Here is a 21,114-nt window from a genome sequence, read left to right on the forward strand (position 1 = left end):
GTTGAGAGACACATTTTCGGCCGCTGCGGTTGCGGAACAGGACAATGCCGGTCCTCCGTCGTCGGCGTGAGCGGTCGGTCGGGTCTGCCGGTGGCGACAGCGCAGTCATACCAAGGGCGCTGACCACGCGTCCCCATTGATGGCCCGTACCGCTTCGCCGACCTTTGTCGCGCACCGCCTCGGCCTGCACCCCACCATCGCGAAAGAGGCCTGCATGCTCCGCATCCACTTCACGCCGCCCGACTTACAGAGCATCCGCGTGGCCCGGTGTCCCGGTCCGCTGTGGGAACTCGTCTGCGCCACCAGTTACTTCACCTGGGCGGCGCACCTCACGACCAGCTCAGTGGGCAGCCTCGGGCGTCGTACCGAGTACCGGAACTGCTCATGCGGCTGCGACGTCCGGGAACGGCGATCGAGCGCCCTCTCCGTACCTCTGGCCGACGCCAGTCGCGCATCGCGCGCGCCGGGCCGCCCGGAGATCGACACAGGGGGCGGCCGACAGGCAGTTCGCGACCTGGCTCAGCGAAACCGCCACGCGCTCGCCGTGCGGAGCAGCGACGCCCGTGTGGACATCCGCTGGTCCTGACGCTCTCTGGTCGAGTACACCTTCGGCGACCGGCGGGTCATCGAGGAGTAGGCCGACTGCTTTCGCCGGGGAGGAAGGGCTGACAGGGGGCAGGCTCCGGCTGTACCGCATTTCGTCGACATGCCGGTGGGTCGATGGCCATATCTGATCGGTGAGTACGCGGCGCGGCTGAGCGCCCGGCACCCGTCAACCGCCCTGCTCGATGCTCTTGCGTTGCCCATGCCAAGCCTCTATAAAGTGTCCTGCAGGTATCGGCGGGGATGGCCGGAAATATCAGTTGCCGCCGACCAGGGGGATCCTCGGCTCCGCCGCGATCGGCATCAGTGCCCGCAGACCGACGGAGACCGAACCGTGACCGACCTCGCATATCGTGCTGCCCTGACCCGTCTGGCCGTCGATCCGGCCTTCCGTGCCGAGCTCGATGGCGACACGGACGAGGTGGCGCGAAGACTCGACCTGTCGCCCGCGCAGGTCGCCGAACTCCGCTCCCTCCGCGTAGAGTCCGGCAGCCACGGGGGACCGTCCGCTCTCGACCCACGGCTGTCCAAGTCGTCCCTGTTTTTCGGAAGCGCGGCGCATGCGCTGGCGCACCACGACGTCCCGGCCGACCACGCCGTATCAACCAACCACGCCGTACCGGCGGACCACGCCTCCGCAGCTACGCATGACGTCTCCACACCCCACGCCGTTCCGGCGGACCAGGTCTCCGGCGACCACGACGCCGGGGGCCCGGCCTCCGTCGGCCACTCGTCGGAGCTGCCGGCTCCCGCCGCGGGTCAGGAGGGCGTCGGCAGTGCCGGCGTAGCGTCGACCGGTTCCCACAGCCTGCTCGGCGGCCCGCTGCTGGACCGGTCGCCCGTCGAATCGGCCGGTGGTCAGGGACAGTTCGGCGACTTCGGCGACTTCGGCGGTTTTGACGAGCACGGGAACGCGGGTACGGGCGCGGACCTCGGCAGGCTCGGTGGGCAGGTCGGCGTGGGTACCGAAGGGGGCTTCGGTGACTTCGGCGCCGGGGACGACGGCGCGTTCGGCGGCGGTGCCGACGGTGGCTTTGGTGACGGTGGCTTTGGTGACGGCGGTGTCGGATCCGGCGGCTTCGGTGATGGCGGTGTCGGTTCCGGTGGTTTCGGCGACTTCGGGGGGCATGGCGGCTTCGGCGGGGAAGGCGGCGGGGACGCCGGTCACTTCGGCCACGGTGGCATCTACGACCGTGACGGCGGCGAAGGCAGTGGCGGCGGTGGTGAGGACGGTGGTGACCGGGAGAACACCGATCGTCCCAGTGGCGGTGGTGGTCACGGTGGTGGCGAGGGCGGTGGCGGTGGTGGTGAAGGTGGCGGCGACCCGGAGAACACCGATCGTCCCAGTGGCGGTGGTGGTCACGGTGGTGGCGAGGGCGGTGGCGGTGGTGGTGAAGGCGGTGGTGACCCGGAGAACACCGATCGTCCCAGTGGCGGTGGTGGTCACGGTGGTGGCGAGGGCGGTGGCGGTGGTGGTGAAGGTGGCGGCGACCCGGAGAACACCGATCGTCCCAGTGGCGGTGGTGGTCACGGTGGTGGCGAGGGCGGTGGCGGTGGTGGTGAAGGCGGTGGCGACCCGGAGAACACCAACCGTCCCAGCGGTGGCGGTGGCCATGGCGGCGGTGACGGTGAGGGCGACGGAAACGGCGCAGGCAGCCAGGAGAACATAGGCCGGCGTCCCGGCGGTGTCGGTGAGCCCGGCGGTGGTAACACCATCATTGTCCAGGGTGGACTGCCCGCCTCCGGCGAGAGTGACCACAGTGCTCACATCATCGTCCAGGGCGGCCTGCCCGCCTCCAGCCTCGGAAACGCCGCCACGCACCTGCCGGACTCCGGCCCCGCCGCGGGAGCCGACGCAGGCTTCGACGCAGGAACGTTCGCCAGCGGCTCCGGCGCGGGCTGAGCCACTGCATGCTCTGCCGTGTCTGTCGCGTCCACGTGCGGCGCGACTTCCCGTACTGCCTGCACTGCGGCACCCCGCGCCGGGGTGCCGCACCGACGTCGTACGCCGCGCCTCAGCTGCGAGGCCTGGACGACCCTGCCCTGCTCGTCTCGCTGACCGGCCCGGTCACCACACTGGGCCGAGGCGAGGACAACGACATGGTCCTGTCCGACACCAGCGTCTCACGCCGCCACGCCCGCATCGTCCGCACTGCTGAGGGCTTCCGGATCGAGGACCTGGACTCCTTCAACGGCACCGCCGTCGGCGGCGTCGACCTGCACGGCGGCGCGGCCGGTCTTGCCGACGGCACCGAGCTGTCCGTGGGCGACGTACGCCTGGTGTTCGAGCAGCCCCGCGACACCCGGATCGGCTCGCGCACGATGGTCGTCGGCACCGAGCTGACCCATCTGCCCACCGCCGGACAGGCGGGACAGGAGGAGGCCCTCGAGGCAAACGGCCCTCTCACCGCGTGCCCCCGCCGCCGTTCCGGCTGGGCCCTCAAGCAGGTCCCCACCGAACGCGGCGCTCCTCGCTGGGTGCTCAGCAGCACCCGCACCGGTCGTTATCTGGAACTGGACGAGCGCCAGGTTTTCCTCTGGCACGCCGTCGACGGTGACAACACCGTACGGGACCTGCTGTTCGCCTACGCCGACCGCTACGGCGAACTCGCCCTGCCCCGCATCGAGTCCACGCTGGCCGCGTTCGCGGAAGCCGGGTTGCTGCGTGGCCTGCCCGGCCGGCCGGAGGAGGAGCGACCGATGGGCTGGCGGCGCGCGGCGAGTGCCGTGTACCGGTCGCTGCTCAAGCTGGAGGTGTCCGTCCCAGGTCTCGACCGACTGGTGACCCGGCTCTACCGGGCCTTCGGCTGGCGGCTGTTCACCCGGACCGGGGTGCTGCTCGCCTGGCTGTCGGTCGCCGGCGGCCTCGTCGCGTTCTTCGCCGCCCAAGGCCGGCACCACCTGCTCGACTTCGGCGGAGCGGGCGTGTGGGGCCCGGTCCTGCTGGCCGCCGGATACGTGACCGCGCTGCTCGTCCACGAGCTGACGCACGCGCTGGCCGTGAAGTCGTACGGCCGCAAGGTCCGGCGCGGCGGGTTCCTGCTGATGATGGGCATGCCGTTCGCGTTCGTGGACACCAGCGACATGTGGTTCGGCTCCCGCTGGTCACGGGTCGTGGTGGCCCTGTCCGGGCCGCTGTCCACGGCGGCGCTGGCCGGCTGGTGCGCCACGGGTGCGGCCCTGCTGCCCGGGGGCCCCGTCTCGGCCATCCTCTACCACCTCGCCTTCGGCCTCTACCTGAACACCCTCTACAACTTCAACCCGCTGATGCCGCTGGACGGTTACCAGGCGCTGACCGACGCCCTGCGGGTACCCCGGCTGCGCGAGGAAGCGAGCGCCTACTTCCGCACCGGCCTGTGGCGAGACCTGCGCGCGGGCAACCGGCCCGGCCCGCGCCAGGCGGGCATGGCCGCCTACGGCCTCGCGGTCGTCGCGGGCACCTACGGCTTCCTCGCCCTCGCCCTGCTGGCCTGGCGCTCCCGGATCGGCGACCTGCTCGAGGGCCGCCTGGCCGAGCCGTGGACCACGGTGATCGAGGCGGCCGTGGTCGCCCTGGTCGCCTTCCCGGTGTGGGCAGCGCCCGTGCGCTGGCTGTTGCGCCGGGTACGGCGCCGGCGGGGCGCGAAGGACGTACCGCAGGGCGCCGGGCTCCCCGCGCCGGTGGAGGGGACGGCATGACCCAGGACACGCCCGCCGACGGTGGCTGGGCCGTACCCGGCTACGAGGCTGTCCGCACCCTCGGCGAGGGAGCAGGCGGCCGGGTCGTCCTCGCCCGGCACACCGCGACAGGCGTGCCCGTCGCCATCAAGTACCTCAGCGAGCGCCTGTGCACGGACCGGGAGTTCCTGGCCCGTTTCCGGGCCGAGGCCCGGCTGCTCGGCGAGCTGCGGCACCCGTGCGTGGTGCGGCTGTACGAGTACGTCGAGGCACGCGCCGGTGCCGCGATCGTGATGGAGGCGGTGGACGGCGTCAGCCTGCGCCACCTGCTGCGCCGGCACGGGGCGACCGGCCCCGAGGCCGCGCTCGTCCTGCTCAAGGGCTCCCTGCTCGGACTGGGCGCGGCCCACACGGCCGGGGTGGTGCACCGCGACTACAAGCCGGAGAACGTCCTGGTCCGCGCCGACGGCACCAGCGCGCTCGCCGACTTCGGCATCGCGGTGCGCAGCGGCCGGGAGACCGAGGCCGCGGGCACGCCCGCTTATATGGCGCCGGAGCAGTGGAACGGCGAGCCCGTCGGCCCGGGGGCCGACGTCTACGCGGCGTCCGTGGTGTTCTTCGAGTGCCTGACCAGCCGGCGGCCGTTCCCCGGCGACGACGTGACCGCGCTGCGCCTGCAGCACCTGCGCGCCCCGGCCCCGCTGGACGACGTACCCGCGCCGGTGCGTGTGCTGCTGCGCGCGGGTCTGGCGAAGGACCCGGCGGACCGGCCCGACGTCGAGACGTTCCTCGCCGACCTGGAACGGTCCGCCACCGAAGGCTATGGCGCCGGCTGGGAGGAGCGCGGCCGTCGCAGACTGGCCGAACTCGCCGCGCTGCTCGCCCTGTTGTTCCCGTTCACCACGACCGCCGCGCTCGACGGCTCGGCCAGTGCGCTGACCTTGCTGGGCCGACTGAAACGAGGGGGGTGGAAGGCGGCGACCGGTGGGGTGGCCGCGCTGGTGGTCGTCACGGGCGGAGCGACGTACGCGACGGGCCGCTCGCACGACACGTCGACGACGGTGGCGAGTTCGACCCCGTCATCCCCGTCACCGGTCGACTCGCCTGCCAAGCCGGGCGCTTCACCTTCCGCATCCATTTCGCCGACCGTCGCCCCGCCCACGGCCGACGCACCGCCCTCCGTCACGCCTTCGGACAGCCCGTCGCCCTCGCCGACCCAGTCCACGGAGACGACCGCACCGGCCGAGCCGCCGGCCACCCCTTCCCCGAGCGCGGCCACCCCCGGCACGGTCACCCTCACGATCGGCTCCTGGCAGCGCGGACAGAAACCGGGCACGCTCATCGCGGCGGTATCGGTCGAGACGACGGGCACCGGTCCGCTGACCGTCACCGCGAACTACTACGTCGACACACCCGCCGACCCGTACGGCTCCCAACCCCAGACCTTGTCCGGGAGTACGCGGTACGACCTGACCTTCGAGGCCGATTTCTCCAACCACCCGTGCCGGGGCACCTGGGACGTCACGCTCATCAGCGAGCCGGCGGCAGCGAACGGTCCCCAGACGGCCTCCCTGGACGCACCGCCGTGCTGACCATGCTCCCGAGGAGCCCGAGAGCCACCCCCTGCCGCGACGAGAACGGATCGACATGACGACAGCCACCACAGTGGCCGGCCGCCCCCTGTCCGGCTGGTCACGGCACACGCGCCACGGCACCTGGCATGCCCTGCTCCCCGCCCGGTCCGGCGAGCCCACCCTCGGCGCGCTGCGCATCGACCGCGCTCTGCTGGCGCCCGAAGGCACGCGCGAGCGCCTGGCGGCGGCGGTGCTCACCACGGCGAAGCTCAGACTGCCCGGCCTGCTCGGTACGGTCGACCTCGTGGCGGAGGCCGGGGAGGTGTGGCTGCTGACGGCCCGGCCACCGGCCCCCACGCTGGCCGACGTCCTGTCGTCGGCCAACGGCCCTCGCCCGGACGCGGGCAGCGTGGCCAGCGTCCTCAACGAGACCGCCCAGACCCTCCTCGCCCTGCACGCAGCAGGCTTGACCCATGGCTCACTCGGCCCCGACACCGTCGTGATGGCCCCGGACGGGGTCGCCCTGCTGGCCGAGGCGGAGCTGGGCACCGTGCTGGGCGACGCGGCGGCAGTACGGGTGTCGGGCGACACGCCGCACGCCGGCCGCCAGGCAGTCGTCACCGCTGCCTGGGCCGCCCTGGCCCGCACCCTCGGCGCCGCCTGGACGCAGCCCGGAACCCCCGCGGCGGACCTGGTCGCCCGCTGCTCCGCCACCGCCGAGTCGGAGGGGCTGGCGGCGGCCCGGGCCGTCCTGGTGGGCGGGCGCGCGGCGCTGCCGGCGGACTTCCTGCGTCGCACGGCGCTGCGCGCGGCGACTGCCGCGTCGACCCCGGAGTTCGCGCCGCCGAAGGGACCGGCGCCGTCCGTTGCAGTGGCTCCCGACCGCCCGATTCCACCGACGGACCGTCACCCGGCGCCGACCACGGCTGACCCCGCTCCCCGCCCCACCGCCCCCGAACACCCTGCTTCCGCGCCCGACCGCGCGTCCCACCCTTCAGCCACCGCCGACCAACTCGCCACGGCGGCCCGCGCCCACAGCGAAGCGGGCCCGGACCCGCAGGTTCCCCTGCCCGCCCCCGGACCTCACCCACCAGCCGTCGCCGACCAGCTCACCACGGTCGGCCGCGCTCGCCGTCCCACCGCCCCGGACACCCAGGCGACCGTCCTCGGCAAGCGCAACCGTGCCACCTCGCCTCCGGTGGCGGCAGGGGAGGACCGCGGCGAGATCCTGCTCCGGTTCGGGCCCGGGGTTCCTTTGGAGGATCAGGACGCCTTGCGTGCACGATGGCGGTCCGAGGCAGCGGCAGCCACCTCCCCACGCTCGCGCCGCAGACGCCGGGGCTGGATCGTCACCACCGCCGTCGTCGCGATCGCCGCCGTCCTGCTCTGGCTGCTGCTGCGCCCGGCCACCGCTCCCGCGGTCGTCGCCGTGCGGATCCAGGCCCCCGCCGGGCCGTTGCACTGCGATCAGACGGCCGACCTGATCGGTGTCGTCACCACCGACGGGCGCGGCGGCCCTGTCACATACCGGTGGCTGCGCGCCGACGGCCAGGACTCGGGTGAGCTGGTCCGCACCGCCCACCGCGGTGAGCGCCGGGTCAGGGTGCATCTGCGCTGGACGGTCCGCGGTTCGGGGCGCTTCCGGGGGACCGCCCGCCTGAGGATCTCGCACCAGTCGGCCCCGATGGAGGCGAAGGCGAGCTTCACCTACGTCTGTCCTTGAGAGCCACCGCCGGGTTGCCCAGTGAGCCGCGTCGCACCGGAGCGGGCAAGGCTTGCTATGCAACGAGTTGCATAACAGCATCGGCGGCATGGCGCTCGAACACGCGATTTTGGTGTCGCTTCTGGAGAAGCCGGGATCAGGCTACGAGCTGGCACGGCGTTTCGAGCGGTCCATCGGCTACTTCTGGACCGCGACCCACCAACAGATCTATCGCGTGCTCAAGCGCATGGAGAATGACGGTTGGGTCGACGTCAGGGACATCCCGCAGCAGGGCCGGCCGGACAAGAAGGAATACAGCGTCGCCGACCTCGGCCGGGCGGCGCTGTCGTCCTGGTTGCACGATCCGATCGAGCCGGAGAGTGTCCGCCACGACCTGGTCGTGAAGATCCGAGGCGCCGCCTTCGACGACCCTACCGCCCTGATCCGCGAGGTGGAGCGGCACCGGCAGGCGCACCGGGACCGGCTGGTGCACTATCTGGCAGGAGAGGCGCGGGACTTCACGGGGACCGAGGCGAACGCGGCCGGTCCGCAGACACCGCTCGACGCAGAGCGGGAGCTCCAGCACGTCGTACTGCGCGGCGGCATCGCGTACGAGCGGATGATGATCGACTGGCTGGACGACGTCCTTGCCACGCTGGCCCGGTGTGGTCCGTGCCGGTGACCGCGCGCTGCGCCGGGGCCGGCGCACGCGGGTGCAGATGGTCGCCCTGGGCGCGGATCCCGGCGTGATCCGGGCGGAGTTGCTGTCGCGTCCGGACGGAGCCCGCCCCCTCCAGCCCGAGCCCGGCGGCGCGGTGTCCAGGAGCTGCGCCCTGTTACCGCTGTCGGAGATGGCGCAGCCACTTGAGCATGAGCGCGGTTTCTTCCTGTCCCAGGGGGGAGTGGCCCGGCAGTTGGAGTCTCGCTTCGAGCTGCAGCGTGGAGGAGAGGACCGGGTCCTCCCCGTGGACCGGCGCACAGGTGTCGACGAGGCAGGAGGAGAACACGGCGTCTCGCACCCTGTGAGGCAGGCCAGGGTCGCTGTACCGGTGAGGCTGGGACAGGATGCTGAGGGCGACGCCGACATTGGCTGACAGGATCGTCTGCGCCGCCTCTTCAGCCGGGATCTTCAGTGCGCCTTGGGCGGCGCAGCGGTCGAGGGTGTGTTTGAGGAGGTCGAAGATCCGGCCGGCCGGGGCGGGCACCTGGGGGAGAGTGGGCGAGAACATCAGCCGGTACAGTGCGCGGTTGGTCAACGCGAAGTCCATGTGGTCGTCCCAGCCGTTGCGCAGGTCGGCCACCGCGTCGTCGGTGGTCTCCAGCGCCTGCTTACGGATGACGTACCGCTCGAAGCCGCTTTCGACGAGGGCGCTCAGCAGACCGTTCTTGTCCCCGAAGATACGGTAGAGCACGGGCTGGCCGACGCCCACGGCGTCGCAGACGGCGCGGGTGGACACGTCATTGTCGGAGGACGCGCTCAGCAGTCGCTCGGCGGCGTCGAGCATGCGCGCACGCGTGTCCTCGTTCTTCGGACTCCTGCCGGCGTCAGACATGACGATCCACCGTCTCCTTCCTGTCGACGGCCTCTGGGTGACGACCGCAGTGGGTGCCGCCCTCGTGACGATGGCGAGGACACTGAGAATAACCGCTGGATGAGGGTGGGCCGTGGCTGCGCGGGCAAGGGCGCGGGGAGAAGGGCAGCCGGGTGCTACTCCTCGTGGTGGTTGTCGAGCAGGGCTGCCGTCAGGATGTTCCCGCCGAAACCCCAGCCGCCGTCGGTGACCTCTTCGACGAGGACGCGGGTGTTGGGGCGCGCGACCTCGCCGTAGATCTCGGCGTAGACCTCGGTCGTCCGGTCGACGATGAGCTTCTGCTGCCACCGGTGTGCTGGTGCCGGGCGCGGGAGCCTAGAGACTGGCCTGCTCGGGGAGCAGTTCCTGGATACCGATGCGGTGGTAGAACTCGGCGCGGATGCGGTCGTTCACGGCGGAGACGACCTCGCTGCCGTCCTTGCTCGGGTCGACGTGGACACGGAAGGGGCGCCGCCCCGCGGGCAGGTCGATCACGCGCGCGATCTCGGTCGCGACGTCGTCCACAGCGCGGCCCTCGGGGAAGATGTCGGCGAGGGCCTGTTCCATGGTGTCGCGCAGGGCGCCGTAGGCCGCGTCGTACTGGGCTGCCCGTTCGGTGTCCGCCGGGGTGCCGGCGTGCAGGAAGTGGTTGGTGCCGCTGGTGTAGGCCCCGGGCACCACGATCACGGTGTCGATCCCGAACTTGACGACTTCGGCGGCGTAGCTCTCGGCGAGTGCGTCCATCGCCGCCTTGGCCGCGAAGTACGGGGCGAGGAAGGGCGGGTGGCCGCCGCGGGTGGAGGACGAGGCGACCCATACCAGCAGGCCGGAGCCCTGGCTGCGCATGATGGGCAGTGCGTGCCGGTTGACGCGCTGAGTGGACAGCACGTTGACGTCGTAGAGGTCTGCCAGTTGCTCGGTGGTGAATGCCTCGGCCGGGCCGAGGACCATGTGTCCGGCGTTGTGTACCACGACGTCGAGACGGCCCTGCTCGCTCACGATCCGCGCGATGGCCTGGCGGACGGATTCGTCGTCCTGCACATCCATCTCGAGGGCGCGGACGTCGGCCTTCTCGTCCTCCGAGAAGGCCGCGAGGTCCGCGACGTGGGCGGCGTTGCGGCCAGTAGTGGCGCGCATGCCGGCGTAGACCGTGTGGCCCGCGCGCGCCAAGGTTCGGGCGGCGAGGTTGCCGATGCCGCTGGACGTCCCGGTGATGACGACGACCTTGCGGTCAGGGGTGGCTGTCAAGGTTCTCGCTCTCCTTCTGCAGTTGTGTCGCCGTGGAGTGGACGTTCAGATGATGCCGCCGTTGGAGCGGATGGTCTGGCCGTTGATCCAGTGGCCGGCCGGGCCGGCGAGGAAGGCGGTGACCTCGGCGATGTCCTCGGGGGTGCCGAGTCGCTCGAGGGGGGCCTGGGCGGCCAGCCGCTTGACGGTCTCCTCGTCCTTGCCCTCCAAGAACAGGGGGGTGGCGGTCGGGCCGGGTGCCACGGCGTTGACGGTGATGTCCTTGCCGCGCAGTTCGCGGGCCAGGATCAGGGTCAGTGCCTCGACCGCGCCCTTGCTGGCCACGTAGGCGCCGTAGCCGGGGAACTGCAGGCCCACCACGGAGGTGGAGAAGTTCACGATCGCTCCGCCGGCCCGCACGCGCCGGGCCGCCTGCTGGGCGACGACAAAGGTGCCGCGGACGTTGATCCGGTGCACGGTGTCGAACTCCGCGAGGTCGAGGTCGACGATCGGCTTCAGGCGCATGATGCCGGCGGTGTGGATCACCGCGTCGATGCCGCCGAACGCCGCCTCGACCGAGTCGAACGCGGCGGTCACGGCGTCCACGTCGGCGATGTCGGCGCCGACCGTGAGGGCCTGCCCGCCGCGTGCGGTGATCTCCTCGGCCAGCGTCTCGGCGGCGGACTTGTTGCCGGCGTAGTGGATGCCGACCGCGTAGCCGTCGTCGGCGAGGCGCTGGACGACGGCGCGGCCGATTCCGCCGGAGCCGCCGGTGACAAGTGCGACGCGGGTCTGCGGCCGGGGGGTGGAGTCGGTGGGCACAGGGAGCTCCTTCTGTCCGTATCGATGATACGACCTGGCGAGTTCAACGATAACAAACGTTGGCGATCGATGCTACGTCCGTTTCGTATCAATGATTAGAGGGCGCCCGCAGAGACGTACGTGCTCCAGCCGGACCCCCAACCCCTCCCGGCGCAAGCAGTGTGGGGTGTGTGCAGGGCGGCGGGTCGACCGGCCTTGAGGGCAGGGCGGTATCACCAGGGGAGGTTGCCGGAGCGGTCGACGAACTGTCCCGTGGGTCCGTCAGGGCCGACCGTCGCGAGGGTCACGATGGACTCTGCGCCGTAGGCCACGCTGTGTCCGAGACCGCCGGTGAAGTCGGTCGCGGTCTGCCCGGGGTCCGCGGCGTTGACCTTCACGTCCTTCAGTTCCTTGGCGTACTGCGTCGTGAGCATCGTGACCGCGGCCTTCGAGGCGGAGTAGAGGGGCAGGGCATACTGCGACTCGATCCGCGCCGGGTCCTGAGTCATGCCGAAAGAACCCATCCCGCTGGACACGTTGACGATGACGGGATTCGGCGACGTGCGCAACAGCGGGAGAAAGGCGTGCGTGACCCGCACGAGCCCGACGACGTTCACCTCGAGCACGGCGCTCATGTCGGCCGCGGTGTACTCCTCGACGGGACCGACCTTGCCGAGGACGCCGGCGTTGTTGATCAGGACGTCGACCGTTCCCTCATGCGCGGCGACATCCGCGGCCGCGGCCTGGACCGAGGCGTCGTCGGTCACGTCGATCTGAACGAACCGGGCGCCGAGCAACTGGGCCGCGGCCTGGCCGCGCTCACGGTCGCGGGCGCCGAGCAGGACGGTGTGCCCCGCCTCGCCAAGGCGACGAGCTGTCTCGAAACCGAGGGACTTGTTGGCTCCGGTGATGAATGTGGTGGTCATGCTGGCTCCTCCTAATCCGAACAGCGCGGTGGTGCACCGTTCACGCACTCCATGCTGGGTTCGCGGGAGGATCGGCGGGAGCTACGGCACTTCCTGGTACGGCGCGTCCCACCCAGCAGCCTGGTCCACCGGACGAGGCAGAACACGAGCCCTCATGCCTGAGGAGACATCCTCTGGACCCCGATGGCGGCCAGAAGTTCGAGTTTGCTGCGGGCGTCGGTGCCCGGCTGCGGCGTGTACACCACGAGGCGGAGGTTCGTGTCCTGTGTGGTGAGGGTGTCGGAGGTCATGGCGATGTCTCCGACCTCCGGGTGCTGGACGAGTTTGTGGGCACCGAAGTGACCGCCCACCGCTCGACGGCTCCACAACTCGCAAAACCGTGGGCTGTGGTTCAGTTTTGACACCAACGCCGCGAGACCGAGATCGTCGGGGTACCGGCTCGTCGTCGCGCGCAGGTCGGCGACGAGGGACTCCTCGAAGGCCGCCCGCTCGGCCGCCGTCTGCCGGACGCGGGGCAGTTCACCCAGGAACTGCCAGACCAGGACGTTGCGGTCTCCCGCACCTCGCTCCGTGGGATCGCCGAACGTGGCCGCGAACAGAGGGTTCCAGTGCAGCAGCTGCCAGGTGGCGTCGTAGATCGCCAGCGGGTTGGCGGCGAGCTGGTCCGCGATCCGGTGCAGGCTCTCCGGGATCACACGCGGGACCCGGTTCGGATCCGCCGCGTGACCGGCCAGGCGCAGAAGATGAGCGTGCTCGTCGTCGGACAGCTGCAGGGCACGAGCCAGGGCCGAGCAGACCTGTGCCGAGGGTGTCGCCACCCGTCCCTGCTCCAGCCGGACCACGTACTCCACCGAGATGCCGGCCAGCGTCGCCAGCTCCGCGCGTCGCAGGCCGGTGACCCGACGGGGTGAGCCGTGTGCGAGGCCCACCGTCGCGGGATCCAGCCGGTCCCGCCACGCACGCAGCACAGCACCGAGTTGATTCATGCACACCATCCTCCCGCACACCCCGCCCCGCCAGGTGGTACTCGCTGGACCACGAAGACCCGTGGCTCCCGCCGACGCGCCCCCGGGGCGCAGCCGTCATCGCCACCTGGTCCGGCCCGAGCGGCGCTTCGTCGGCGCGCCGCCGCGCCAGGCCCTCGATCCCGCAGCCCTGCGTCACCTGCTCGGATCACTGCCCGCGTGCGCGGCTGCGGGGCCAGTCGCGAAGCCCGCTCCATGAGACGACGAGGTCCAGTGAGCGGTAAGGCTGTTGCGGCCGAGCCGTGTTGATCCGAGGTGCTCAAGGGAGCGGGTTTGTCCACGACCAACATTCGACCGTATACATCGGATCACTGTTCGAGACGCCTCTGTCGCGAGCGCCAACTGCCGTGTATCTGGACCTGATTCGTTGACAGACATCGGATCTCCTCACCATACTCTCCGCTTATGGCCTCGTAGCCAGACGTCGGTAGCCGCCGCTGTGAAGTGTTGATGGCCAAGGAGAGCTGATGTGAGACGTCATCTAGCGGTCATATCCGCGCTCACGATGGTCGGGGCCCTCGCGACCGCGCCCGCCTTCGCCGTGGGCGTCGGGCCATCTGTCCACCACGGTTTCACGGTGCCGCAAGCGGTGGTCGACCATCTCCGTCAGGACGACTGGTCCCAGCTTCAGAAGACCCTGTCCGGCATCTCCGGTTCGGTGACGTCGCCACTGAAGATCGGCGACGTGGACAAGGGCAGTTACACGACCGGTCAGCTCATGGGCAACGGCGACATCGGCACCGTCGCTGCGGGCGTGTCCGACACGTCGCAGCAGTTCTACTTCGGCAAGAACGACTTCTGGGGCACGCTGCACGCGCAGGGCAGCTCGGTCAAGGACAACGCGGGCATCCTCTCCGGCGGAGGGCTGGACGTCTGGCCGACCACCGCAGCGGGTACCGACGCGACGAGCGTGTTCTCGATGAAGCAGGACATCCTCAACGCCCAGGTCACCACGGACATGGAGCTCAAGGACGACCAAGGTGCCGACGCACCGCTCCAGTTGAACTCCTGGACCGCCGACACCGCGAACGTCTTCGTCACCGAGATCCGCAACAACGGAACCGGGCCGCTGACGCTGAGGATCAAGCAGTGGGTCCCGTCCATGGCGTACGCGAACTCCAGCGCGACCGACCTCACCGATGCGCAGAAGACCTACCCGTACACCGGAGGAGTCGACTTCTCGCAGGCCGGTCCCGTCCTGTGGACGACGCGGGACAGCACCACCACCAACACGAGCGGCTATCGCAGCCGGATGGCGACCGCGACGGCCGTCGTCGGCTCCGAGCTCGCGAACCCGCGCGAGCAGATCGAAGCGAACGACTACTACGACAGCAACAAGCGCAAGTACTACAACTCGCTGGGCGAGTCCGGGAACATCACCGTCGCGCCGGGCGAGACCACGTCTGTGGTCACTTACCTGAGCAGCAGCAGTGGCGACTACAACACGATCAAGAGCGTCACGGACGTGCAGAAGGACGCCGTGGACGGGGTGCGCGCATATGCGTCGCAGGGCGCCGTCGACCGGCTCAAGGCTGAGCACCAGGCATGGTGGAAGAACTACTGGCTGCGCAGCTACGTCCAGTTCGCCGATCCGGAGGTCGCCCAGTACTACTACGGATCGCTGTACGTGCTCGGCAGCTCCAACCGGCCGACGAGCGCGAACGGGAAGGTGAATCCGCAGAACCTGCCGGGCTCGATGTACGGCGAGTGGGTCCCCGCCGACAACGTGGGCTGGGGTGGCCGGTACTTCCTCAACTACAACCAGCAGGCGCAGTACTACGCGGCGGGATCGAGCAACCGCATCGACACCGAAGTGCCTTACAACCGGGTCATCGCCTACGACCTGCCGTGGCAGCAGAACAACGCCGCCGCGCAGGGGCACGACGGCGCGGTGCACGTGCGGACACTGTCCCCTTTCCACCTGCTGGCGAGCCCCCAGCCGGCACTGAACCCGAAGGCACCCGTGCCGGTCTACGGGTTCAGCTCGGGGTCCACGGACCAGAAGTCGAACGGCTTCTTCGCCGCGATCACCATGCTCTCCTCCTACGAATACACATTGGATGATCAGTACCTGCGCACGGTGCTCTATCCGTATCTCGAGCAGCTGCTCGACTTCTACAGCTCCTATGTGCTGAAGCAGGACGACGGGAACGGTCAGTACCACTACTCGGTGATCGGCTCGTCGATCCACGAGGGCGACGCCGCCGACATCAACCCGGATCTCGACGTCGGCGCCATCAAGTACCTCTCGACGTTCCTCTCCGCGCATGCCCCCGAGATGGGCGAAGCCCAGGGCACCGTCGCGCGGTGGAAGGACCTGGCAGACCACACGGCGTTCCCGGAGGCCGAGCTGCCGAAGGGCGTCTTCTCCGCGAACAACAACGACGACTTCGTCCCGACGCTGACGGCCACCGACTACCAGTCGCCGAACCAGGCGCACGTGGACATGATCGAGCCGGGCGACCAGCCGGTCGAGCTCGAGGGCGTCGTCTTCCCCTTCGAGAACGTGCAGCAGCTCGACGGTGACCCGGAACTGCTCGGCAAGGTCCGCAACACGCTTGAGTACATGAACTCCTGGGCGGCCACCGGGTTCGCCGGTTGGAGCAGCCAGAACAACGGCTTCCCCAAGGTGTTCCCGATCGCAGCGCACGCGGGCTGGCCGGCCGCCGACCTGCTGGCGAAGTTCAAGACGGCACTCAAGGCCAAGGTGCGTACCAGCAACCTGACTTACTACGGCAGCGGTGGCGCGGTCGAGACCGTCGGCGCCATGGAGGGTGTCAACGCGATGCTCCTGCAGAGCAGCACCACTCCCCAGATGCCGACGACCCTGTCGGTGTTCCCGAACTGGGACCGGACCCAGTCGGTGAGCTACGAGCGGCTGGGGGCGAAGGGCGACGTCGAGGTGTCGAGCGCGTTCGACGCGGAGCAGGGGTCGGTGTCCTATGTGGACCTCACCAGCAAACGGGACGGGAAGATCGCACTGGTCGACCCGTGGGCCGACGGCCGCCCCATCATCCAGCTGGTCAACGCCGACAACACGCTGGGCCGGCGCGTCGACTACGACGTGCTGGGCGGCAAGCTCGTGTTCGACGCCGAACAGGGCAAGCGGTACATGGTCATGGTCGACACCACCGACCACGCCCACACCGTCACCGGCATCTCGCTGTCCACGTACTCGACGACGCTGGTCTACGACAGCGCGCACCGCCACGCCCCCGCGGGCACCGGCACCGTCACGGCCGCGTTGGAGGGCGGCAGGCCGGGTGACACGGTGGTGTGGAAGTCCTCGAACAACCACGTCGTGAAGGTGACCGGGTCCGGCAGGACGGCGACGTTCCAGGCGGTCGGCACCGGCAGCGGCAAGGTCGCGAACGTGACGGTCACCGCACGCAGTGTCGACCACGGCGGCTTGTCCGGCGACGGGGTACGTCAGTCCATCCACGTCAAGGTCGTCGACGTGTCCACGGTCCCGACCGGGCTTCAGCTGCTCAGCCCGCCGGAGGCGACGATCTATGGCCCGGCGTCCACCAGTGCCGACACGGGCAAGGTGACCGGCACGAACCGGCTGCAGCTCACTGCTTCCGTGTCGCCGGCGAACGCCTACGACCGGCGGATCGCCTGGCGGTCGAGCGACCAGAACGTGGCGATGGTCGACAAGAACGGGCTCGTGATCGCGCGGGGGGCAGGCACGGTGACCATCACCGGCACCAGCATGGCCAACTCGAGCCTGCCACCGGTCACGACCACCGTGCACGTGACCTCATCAGGAACGGACTTCAGCGGGTACGAGCCGTTGGCGTCGGTGCTCGCCGCGGCGAAGAAGGTCTCGGCGTATGCGGGCGACACCACCGGAGGCGGCGGCTTCACGCGGGTATCAACCAGCCGGGACTGGGAGGGCCGGCAGCAACGCTTCCAGATGGCGTACGTCAACGCCATGGGTGTGAAGGCGCGTTACTCCGGCTATTCGGCGGTGAACATCAGCGAGGACACCGCCTACTTCGCGACCGTCGCGCTGAACGCAGCAATCAAGGCGATCGACCCCGCCCTGGCCGTCACCCTGCCGGACAGGACGACCTGGTCGCGGCGATCGCCGGCGAATCGAAGCTGACCGCGGCGACTTCGCGACCCACAGAAGACGTGGGACGACCTGCGGGCGGCCCAGGCGCACGTGGATGCCGCCCGCGCCGCCTCGTTGGCCGCAGCCCGCTCTACAGGTGAGTGAAGTGGAAGGTAAACCGCTCCGGCTCTGATGGCCGTCTGCCTAGAAGGTGCTCTGCGACGGTTCCCAGACCGAGCAGTCGTGAGCGAAGAGAACGCGTCGTGGGTCGAAGTCGGCGATTCGCTCCAGCCAGTGCTGGTAGGCGGGAAGCGGCGGCTCCACGTCGTCAAGTGCCGCTTGGCGGGCCAGTTGGTCGGATGCGAAGCGGGAGGCGAAGTCGTGTGCCTGACCGGCGAGGACCAGCGTGCCGTCGCCTTGCCGAAGGACCAACGACTGATGCCCAACGGTGTGCCCTGGGGTCGGAATGACCCAGACGCCAGGCCAGATCTCGGCCTCACCGGAGAGTTCCTCGTAGCGCGCGGCGGGGAAGTCGATCAGCGCGTCGATGGTGTATTCGCCACTGCGGGCAGTGGCCAGCTCGACGTCCTGGACCAGGATGGGCTTGCCGCCCAGGAGAGGGTTCCCGCCGCAGTGGTCGAAGTGGAGGTGGCAGTTCGCGACGAGGGAGATGTCGTCAAGGGCGACTCCGGCCGCGGACAGGGCATCCTGCAGGGCCCGGCGTCGGGGTCGGTAATGGGCTTCCGTCTCGGGGTCTGCCTTGCCGATGCCGGTGTCGAAGAGGATCAGGCCGTGATCGTGTTGCACCAGGTAGGCGAGCACAGGTTCGACCCGCGGCTGCGGGCCGCCGGTCTCCGACGCGGGCCGGATGAAATACCCAAGATCGAGTCGGCGCACTGCCCTGTTCATCCCCATGGGGCCAGCCTGGCAGCTTCTGCTGTCCCGGTCGGCCGGTCCGCCGAGAGCAGAAGCGTCCCGGACGTCATCGGCCGCAACGCGTGCGCTTCACGTGCGGGGTTCAGCCTGCGGCCGAGTCCTGAGCAGCGGCACGGGCCTGGGCGAAGGCAAGGCGACAGGAATCGGACCCCCGCCGGCCAGGGCGAGTACTTCACAGGCATCGGCGATGTCGTCGCGGGCAAGGACGCGCCGCCGCCGCAGCTGTCGGAGGACGAGCTCGCCGAGCGCCGCCGCCGCGCGACCGAACTGGCCTCGGCCTACCGGAGCGAGTTCCTGTAGCCCGCGCAGGCAGGCGGGACTCGGCGCCGCCTGCCTGGGCCGACGCTCATCGAGCCCGGCCGACGGGCGGTCGTGGTTACCGCCCGTCTACCTTCCAGCGGGTCGTTCCTCGACACCAACGGTGATTACCGGACTGCCGCCCGCCGCCCGCGGTGATGTCCGGGACGGGCGGGGGACTGCGTCCTGGAGTTCACTCGGGTGGCGTAACCCGTGTCTCCTGGCCGTGCAGGTGCCTGCAGCATCGTATGGACACCCGCACGGAACCCTCGCCTGTCCGGCATCGGCCGTCCCGCTTGTACCGGAGCGGTGATTCCGGACGCGCTGAATCGGTGCCCCGCGCCTATGTTGACCGAATGCGGTGCCGTTTCCGTCACATCCCCGGAGGGCGTGACGTCAGGGGCCCGCGAGCGGACTTCGAGAGGAGCGCAACCATGCCCTTCGCCACCGCCGGGGACGGCACACAGATCTTCTACAAGGACTGGGGTTCGGGCCAGCCCGTGGTCTTCTCCCACGGCTGGCCGCTCACCGCGGACGCCTGGGACCCCCAGATGAAACTCATGGTGGACAACGGATTCCGTGCCATCGCCCACGACCGGCGTGGCGGCGGCCGCTCCGGTCAGCCGTGGGAGGGCAACGACCTCGACACCTACGCCGACGACCTGGCCGCGGTCATCGAAGCCGAAGACCTGCACGACGTCATTCTGGTCGGGCACTCCACCGGCGGCGGCGAGGTCACCCGGTACATCGGCAGGCACGGTACGGCACGGGTCGCCAAGCTGGTCCTGCTCGGTGCCATCCCGCCGCTGATGCTGAAGACGGAAGCCAACCCCGAGGGTCTGCCGATCGAGGTGTTCGACGAGATCCGCCAGGGTGTGCTCACGGACCGCTCGCAGTACTACAAGGATCTCAGCGCCCCGTTCTACGGCGCGAACCGTGAGGGCTCGACCGTCTCCCAGGGGACGCGTGACGAGTTCTGGCTCTGGAGCATGACCGTCGGCATCAAGGGCGCCTACGACTGCATCAAGGCGTTCTCCGAGACGGACACCACCGAGGATCTGAAGAAGGTCGATGTGCCGACACTGATCGTGCATGGCGACGACGACCAGATCGTGCCCATCGTCTCCGCGGGCGCCAAATCATCCAAGATCGTCAAGGGCGCACAGTACAAGGTCTACGAGGGTGCACCGCATGGCCTTGCGATGGTGCCCAAGTACGCCGAGATCTTCAACAGGGACCTGCTCGAGTTCGCCCAAAGTTAGCGGCGGGCCGCCCCGGGAATCGAGACATCCGGCAGGACCGTCGCCGGTCGAGGGCGCTGCTCGGAAGCGGCGCTGCGACTGGTGCCTGGACAGACGCCCGTCACCTGACGGACCGCGGGCCTCGGGCGCCTGCGGGGATTCGCCGGCCGGCCGGTTCAGCGCAGCGCGGGGCAGCTGCGGCGGGTGGTGGCGCTCCGCCATCTCCCGGACCGCTACGTTCCGAGCGGCTGGACCTGGCTTGCCGGCGAGGACGCTCGCGCGCCGTCTCCGCTTCGGATGTCCGCCTTCTGCCCGCTGGACGGACGAGCCCCGATCGGTTCGCCGGGGTCAGCCGATCGGGCTCGCGCCCTGCTGGAACACGGCGGTGGCCCTGGTGATCACTTCTCGTTGAGCGTGTGCAGTCGTCTTCAGGTGTAGTGCGAAGTGGGTGACCGGTGGACCGCAGCTCCGGGCCCGTGGGTCATGGTTCGGCGTCGTCGGTTGCCGGTGCATCGTCCGGCCGGGGCCGAGGTGCCGTCGATGACGCGGTCGCGCATCCGGAGAGCCTGCTCAAGGGCATGGCGAGAGGGGCAGGCCGTGAGGCGTCGGCCCGCGGGACGGTCAGTGCCGGGACAGCTGCTTGAGGGCGGCCTGGCCGATCTGCAGGAGGGCCGAGCCGTCCATGTCGGTCTTGGCGAGGAACTCGATGCCCTGCATGACGGCGAGGAGCAGCCGCCCAAGCTCCTCGGCGTCCGCGCTCGGTTCGACCGCCCCCTCGTCCTGGGCTTCCTTCACGCAGGCGATGAGAAGATCTTCGACCGCTTGATAGCTGCTCCGGGCCCGGGAGACGACATCCGGATCATTGCTGTGCAGCTCGGACGTGCTGTTGACCAGAAGGCAGCCGCGCCGCTGCGGGTCCTCCGTGAATCCCTTGGCCGCTCCCTCGATGAGCAGGGTCAGGCGTTCGAAGGCTGTACCGGGCCCGCTGAGGACCGCCCGGACGCTGTTGAGCTGTTCCTCGCGGTAGCCGTCCAGCACGTGCAGGAACAGCTGCCGCTTGTCGCCGAAGGCCCCGTACAGGCTCCCCTTGCCCAGTCCCGTGGCGTTCGTCAGGTCCTGCAGTGACGTAGCCGCGTAGCCCTGTTTCCAGAACTGCTCGCGCGCAGACTCCAGCACCTGGTGCTCATCGAAGTTCCGCGGTCGTCCCATGGGAGAAGCATACGTTCTTCTTGACCTATCGGTCCAGATTGTGGGCGCCGCCTCGGCCGCAAGCGTCGCCGGCGTGTGATCCGTGGCTCTCGGGTCGAGCCCTTCCCGGCGCCCTCGCGGCCAGGTCGGAGCCGGCCGGCACGGCGGCCTGCCCTGCGGTGTGGATGCGGTCACGTTTTTGCCCGAACGGTCCATAACGAGGTTCTTTACCGTACAGTCCATAACAGGGCCCGGCGTCATTCGCCCCGGGCCGTATCGCTGCAACGACACACGGTGCACGCCTATGGG

Annotated in this window: 16 protein-coding genes; 6 read left to right on the plus strand and 10 right to left on the minus strand. The window is 69.8% G+C overall.

What is annotated here, in order from left to right:
- Positions 1-859: 859 nt before the first annotated feature.
- Positions 860-1,099: a hypothetical protein gene (locus AB0M11_RS18880; protein WP_365706770.1), complete on the minus strand. Its 240-nt coding sequence runs from the start codon at positions 1,097-1,099 to the stop codon at positions 860-862.
- A 105-nt stretch (positions 1,100-1,204) separates the two neighbouring features.
- On the minus strand, positions 1,205-2,371 hold the full coding sequence (locus AB0M11_RS18885; RefSeq protein WP_365706772.1) for a hypothetical protein: 1,167 nt from the start codon (positions 2,369-2,371) through the stop codon (positions 1,205-1,207).
- A 170-nt stretch (positions 2,372-2,541) separates the two neighbouring features.
- Between AB0M11_RS18885 and AB0M11_RS18890 the strand changes: the two genes are divergently transcribed.
- The 4 genes from AB0M11_RS18890 (at position 2,542) to AB0M11_RS18905 (ending at position 8,218) form a co-directional block, all read left to right on the plus strand.
- Complete coding sequence (locus AB0M11_RS18890) at positions 2,542-4,281, plus strand: FHA domain-containing protein (protein WP_365706774.1); 1,740 nt, start codon at positions 2,542-2,544, stop codon at positions 4,279-4,281.
- Positions 4,278-5,852, plus strand: a complete 1,575-nt coding sequence (locus AB0M11_RS18895) for a serine/threonine-protein kinase (RefSeq protein ID WP_365706776.1) — start codon at positions 4,278-4,280, stop codon at positions 5,850-5,852. Before AB0M11_RS18890 ends, AB0M11_RS18895 begins: the two co-directional genes overlap by 4 nt.
- A gap of 55 nt (positions 5,853-5,907) precedes the next feature.
- Positions 5,908-7,557, plus strand: a complete 1,650-nt coding sequence (locus AB0M11_RS18900; RefSeq protein WP_365706778.1) for a hypothetical protein — start codon at positions 5,908-5,910, stop codon at positions 7,555-7,557.
- Positions 7,558-7,645: 88 nt separating this feature from the next.
- Complete coding sequence (locus tag AB0M11_RS18905) at positions 7,646-8,218, plus strand: PadR family transcriptional regulator (RefSeq protein WP_365706780.1); 573 nt, start codon at positions 7,646-7,648, stop codon at positions 8,216-8,218.
- Between the two features lie 154 nt (positions 8,219-8,372).
- Here the strand turns inward: AB0M11_RS18905 and AB0M11_RS18910 are convergent, their stop codons facing one another.
- The 6 genes from AB0M11_RS18910 to AB0M11_RS18935 form a co-directional block, all read right to left on the minus strand.
- Entirely contained in the window at positions 8,373-9,089 is a 717-nt protein-coding gene (locus AB0M11_RS18910) for a TetR/AcrR family transcriptional regulator (protein ID WP_365706782.1), read from the minus strand.
- 155 nt (positions 9,090-9,244) lie between these two features.
- A complete protein-coding gene (locus AB0M11_RS18915; RefSeq protein ID WP_365706815.1) occupies positions 9,245-9,400 on the minus strand; it encodes a tautomerase family protein in 156 nt (51 codons plus the stop codon).
- A 43-nt stretch (positions 9,401-9,443) separates the two neighbouring features.
- Positions 9,444-10,355, minus strand: coding sequence for an SDR family oxidoreductase (locus AB0M11_RS18920; protein ID WP_365706784.1), 912 nt, complete (start codon positions 10,353-10,355; stop codon positions 9,444-9,446).
- A gap of 45 nt (positions 10,356-10,400) precedes the next feature.
- A complete protein-coding gene (locus AB0M11_RS18925; RefSeq protein ID WP_365706786.1) occupies positions 10,401-11,156 on the minus strand; it encodes an SDR family oxidoreductase in 756 nt (251 codons plus the stop codon).
- A gap of 212 nt (positions 11,157-11,368) precedes the next feature.
- Entirely contained in the window at positions 11,369-12,061 is a 693-nt protein-coding gene (locus AB0M11_RS18930) for an SDR family NAD(P)-dependent oxidoreductase (RefSeq protein WP_365706788.1), read from the minus strand.
- 152 nt (positions 12,062-12,213) lie between these two features.
- Positions 12,214-13,047: a helix-turn-helix transcriptional regulator gene (locus AB0M11_RS18935; RefSeq protein WP_365706790.1), complete on the minus strand. Its 834-nt coding sequence runs from the start codon at positions 13,045-13,047 to the stop codon at positions 12,214-12,216.
- A 508-nt stretch (positions 13,048-13,555) separates the two neighbouring features.
- On the opposite strand from AB0M11_RS18935, the gene AB0M11_RS18940 reads away from it, so the two are divergent.
- Positions 13,556-17,194: an Ig-like domain-containing protein gene (locus tag AB0M11_RS18940; protein ID WP_365706792.1), complete on the plus strand. Its 3,639-nt coding sequence runs from the start codon at positions 13,556-13,558 to the stop codon at positions 17,192-17,194.
- A 153-nt stretch (positions 17,195-17,347) separates the two neighbouring features.
- Here the strand turns inward: AB0M11_RS18940 and AB0M11_RS18945 are convergent, their stop codons facing one another.
- The gene (locus AB0M11_RS18945; RefSeq protein WP_365706794.1) at positions 17,348-18,058 is read right to left on the minus strand and encodes an N-acyl homoserine lactonase family protein; all 711 of its coding nucleotides are present in this window, start codon (positions 18,056-18,058) and stop codon (positions 17,348-17,350) included.
- A gap of 752 nt (positions 18,059-18,810) precedes the next feature.
- Here AB0M11_RS18945 and AB0M11_RS18950 point away from each other — a divergent pair.
- On the plus strand, positions 18,811-19,638 hold the full coding sequence (locus tag AB0M11_RS18950) for an alpha/beta hydrolase (protein WP_365706796.1): 828 nt from the start codon (positions 18,811-18,813) through the stop codon (positions 19,636-19,638).
- Positions 19,639-20,238: 600 nt separating this feature from the next.
- Here the strand turns inward: AB0M11_RS18950 and AB0M11_RS18955 are convergent.
- Positions 20,239-20,826 carry a TetR/AcrR family transcriptional regulator gene (locus tag AB0M11_RS18955; protein ID WP_365706798.1) on the minus strand — a complete coding sequence of 196 codons (588 nt, stop codon included), beginning with the start codon at positions 20,824-20,826 and terminating at the stop codon, positions 20,239-20,241.
- Between the last annotated feature and the right edge of the window lie 288 nt (positions 20,827-21,114).

The organism is Streptomyces sp. NPDC051987 (genome assembly GCF_040680735.1).
Classification (GTDB): Bacteria; Actinomycetota; Actinomycetes; order Streptomycetales; family Streptomycetaceae; genus Streptomyces.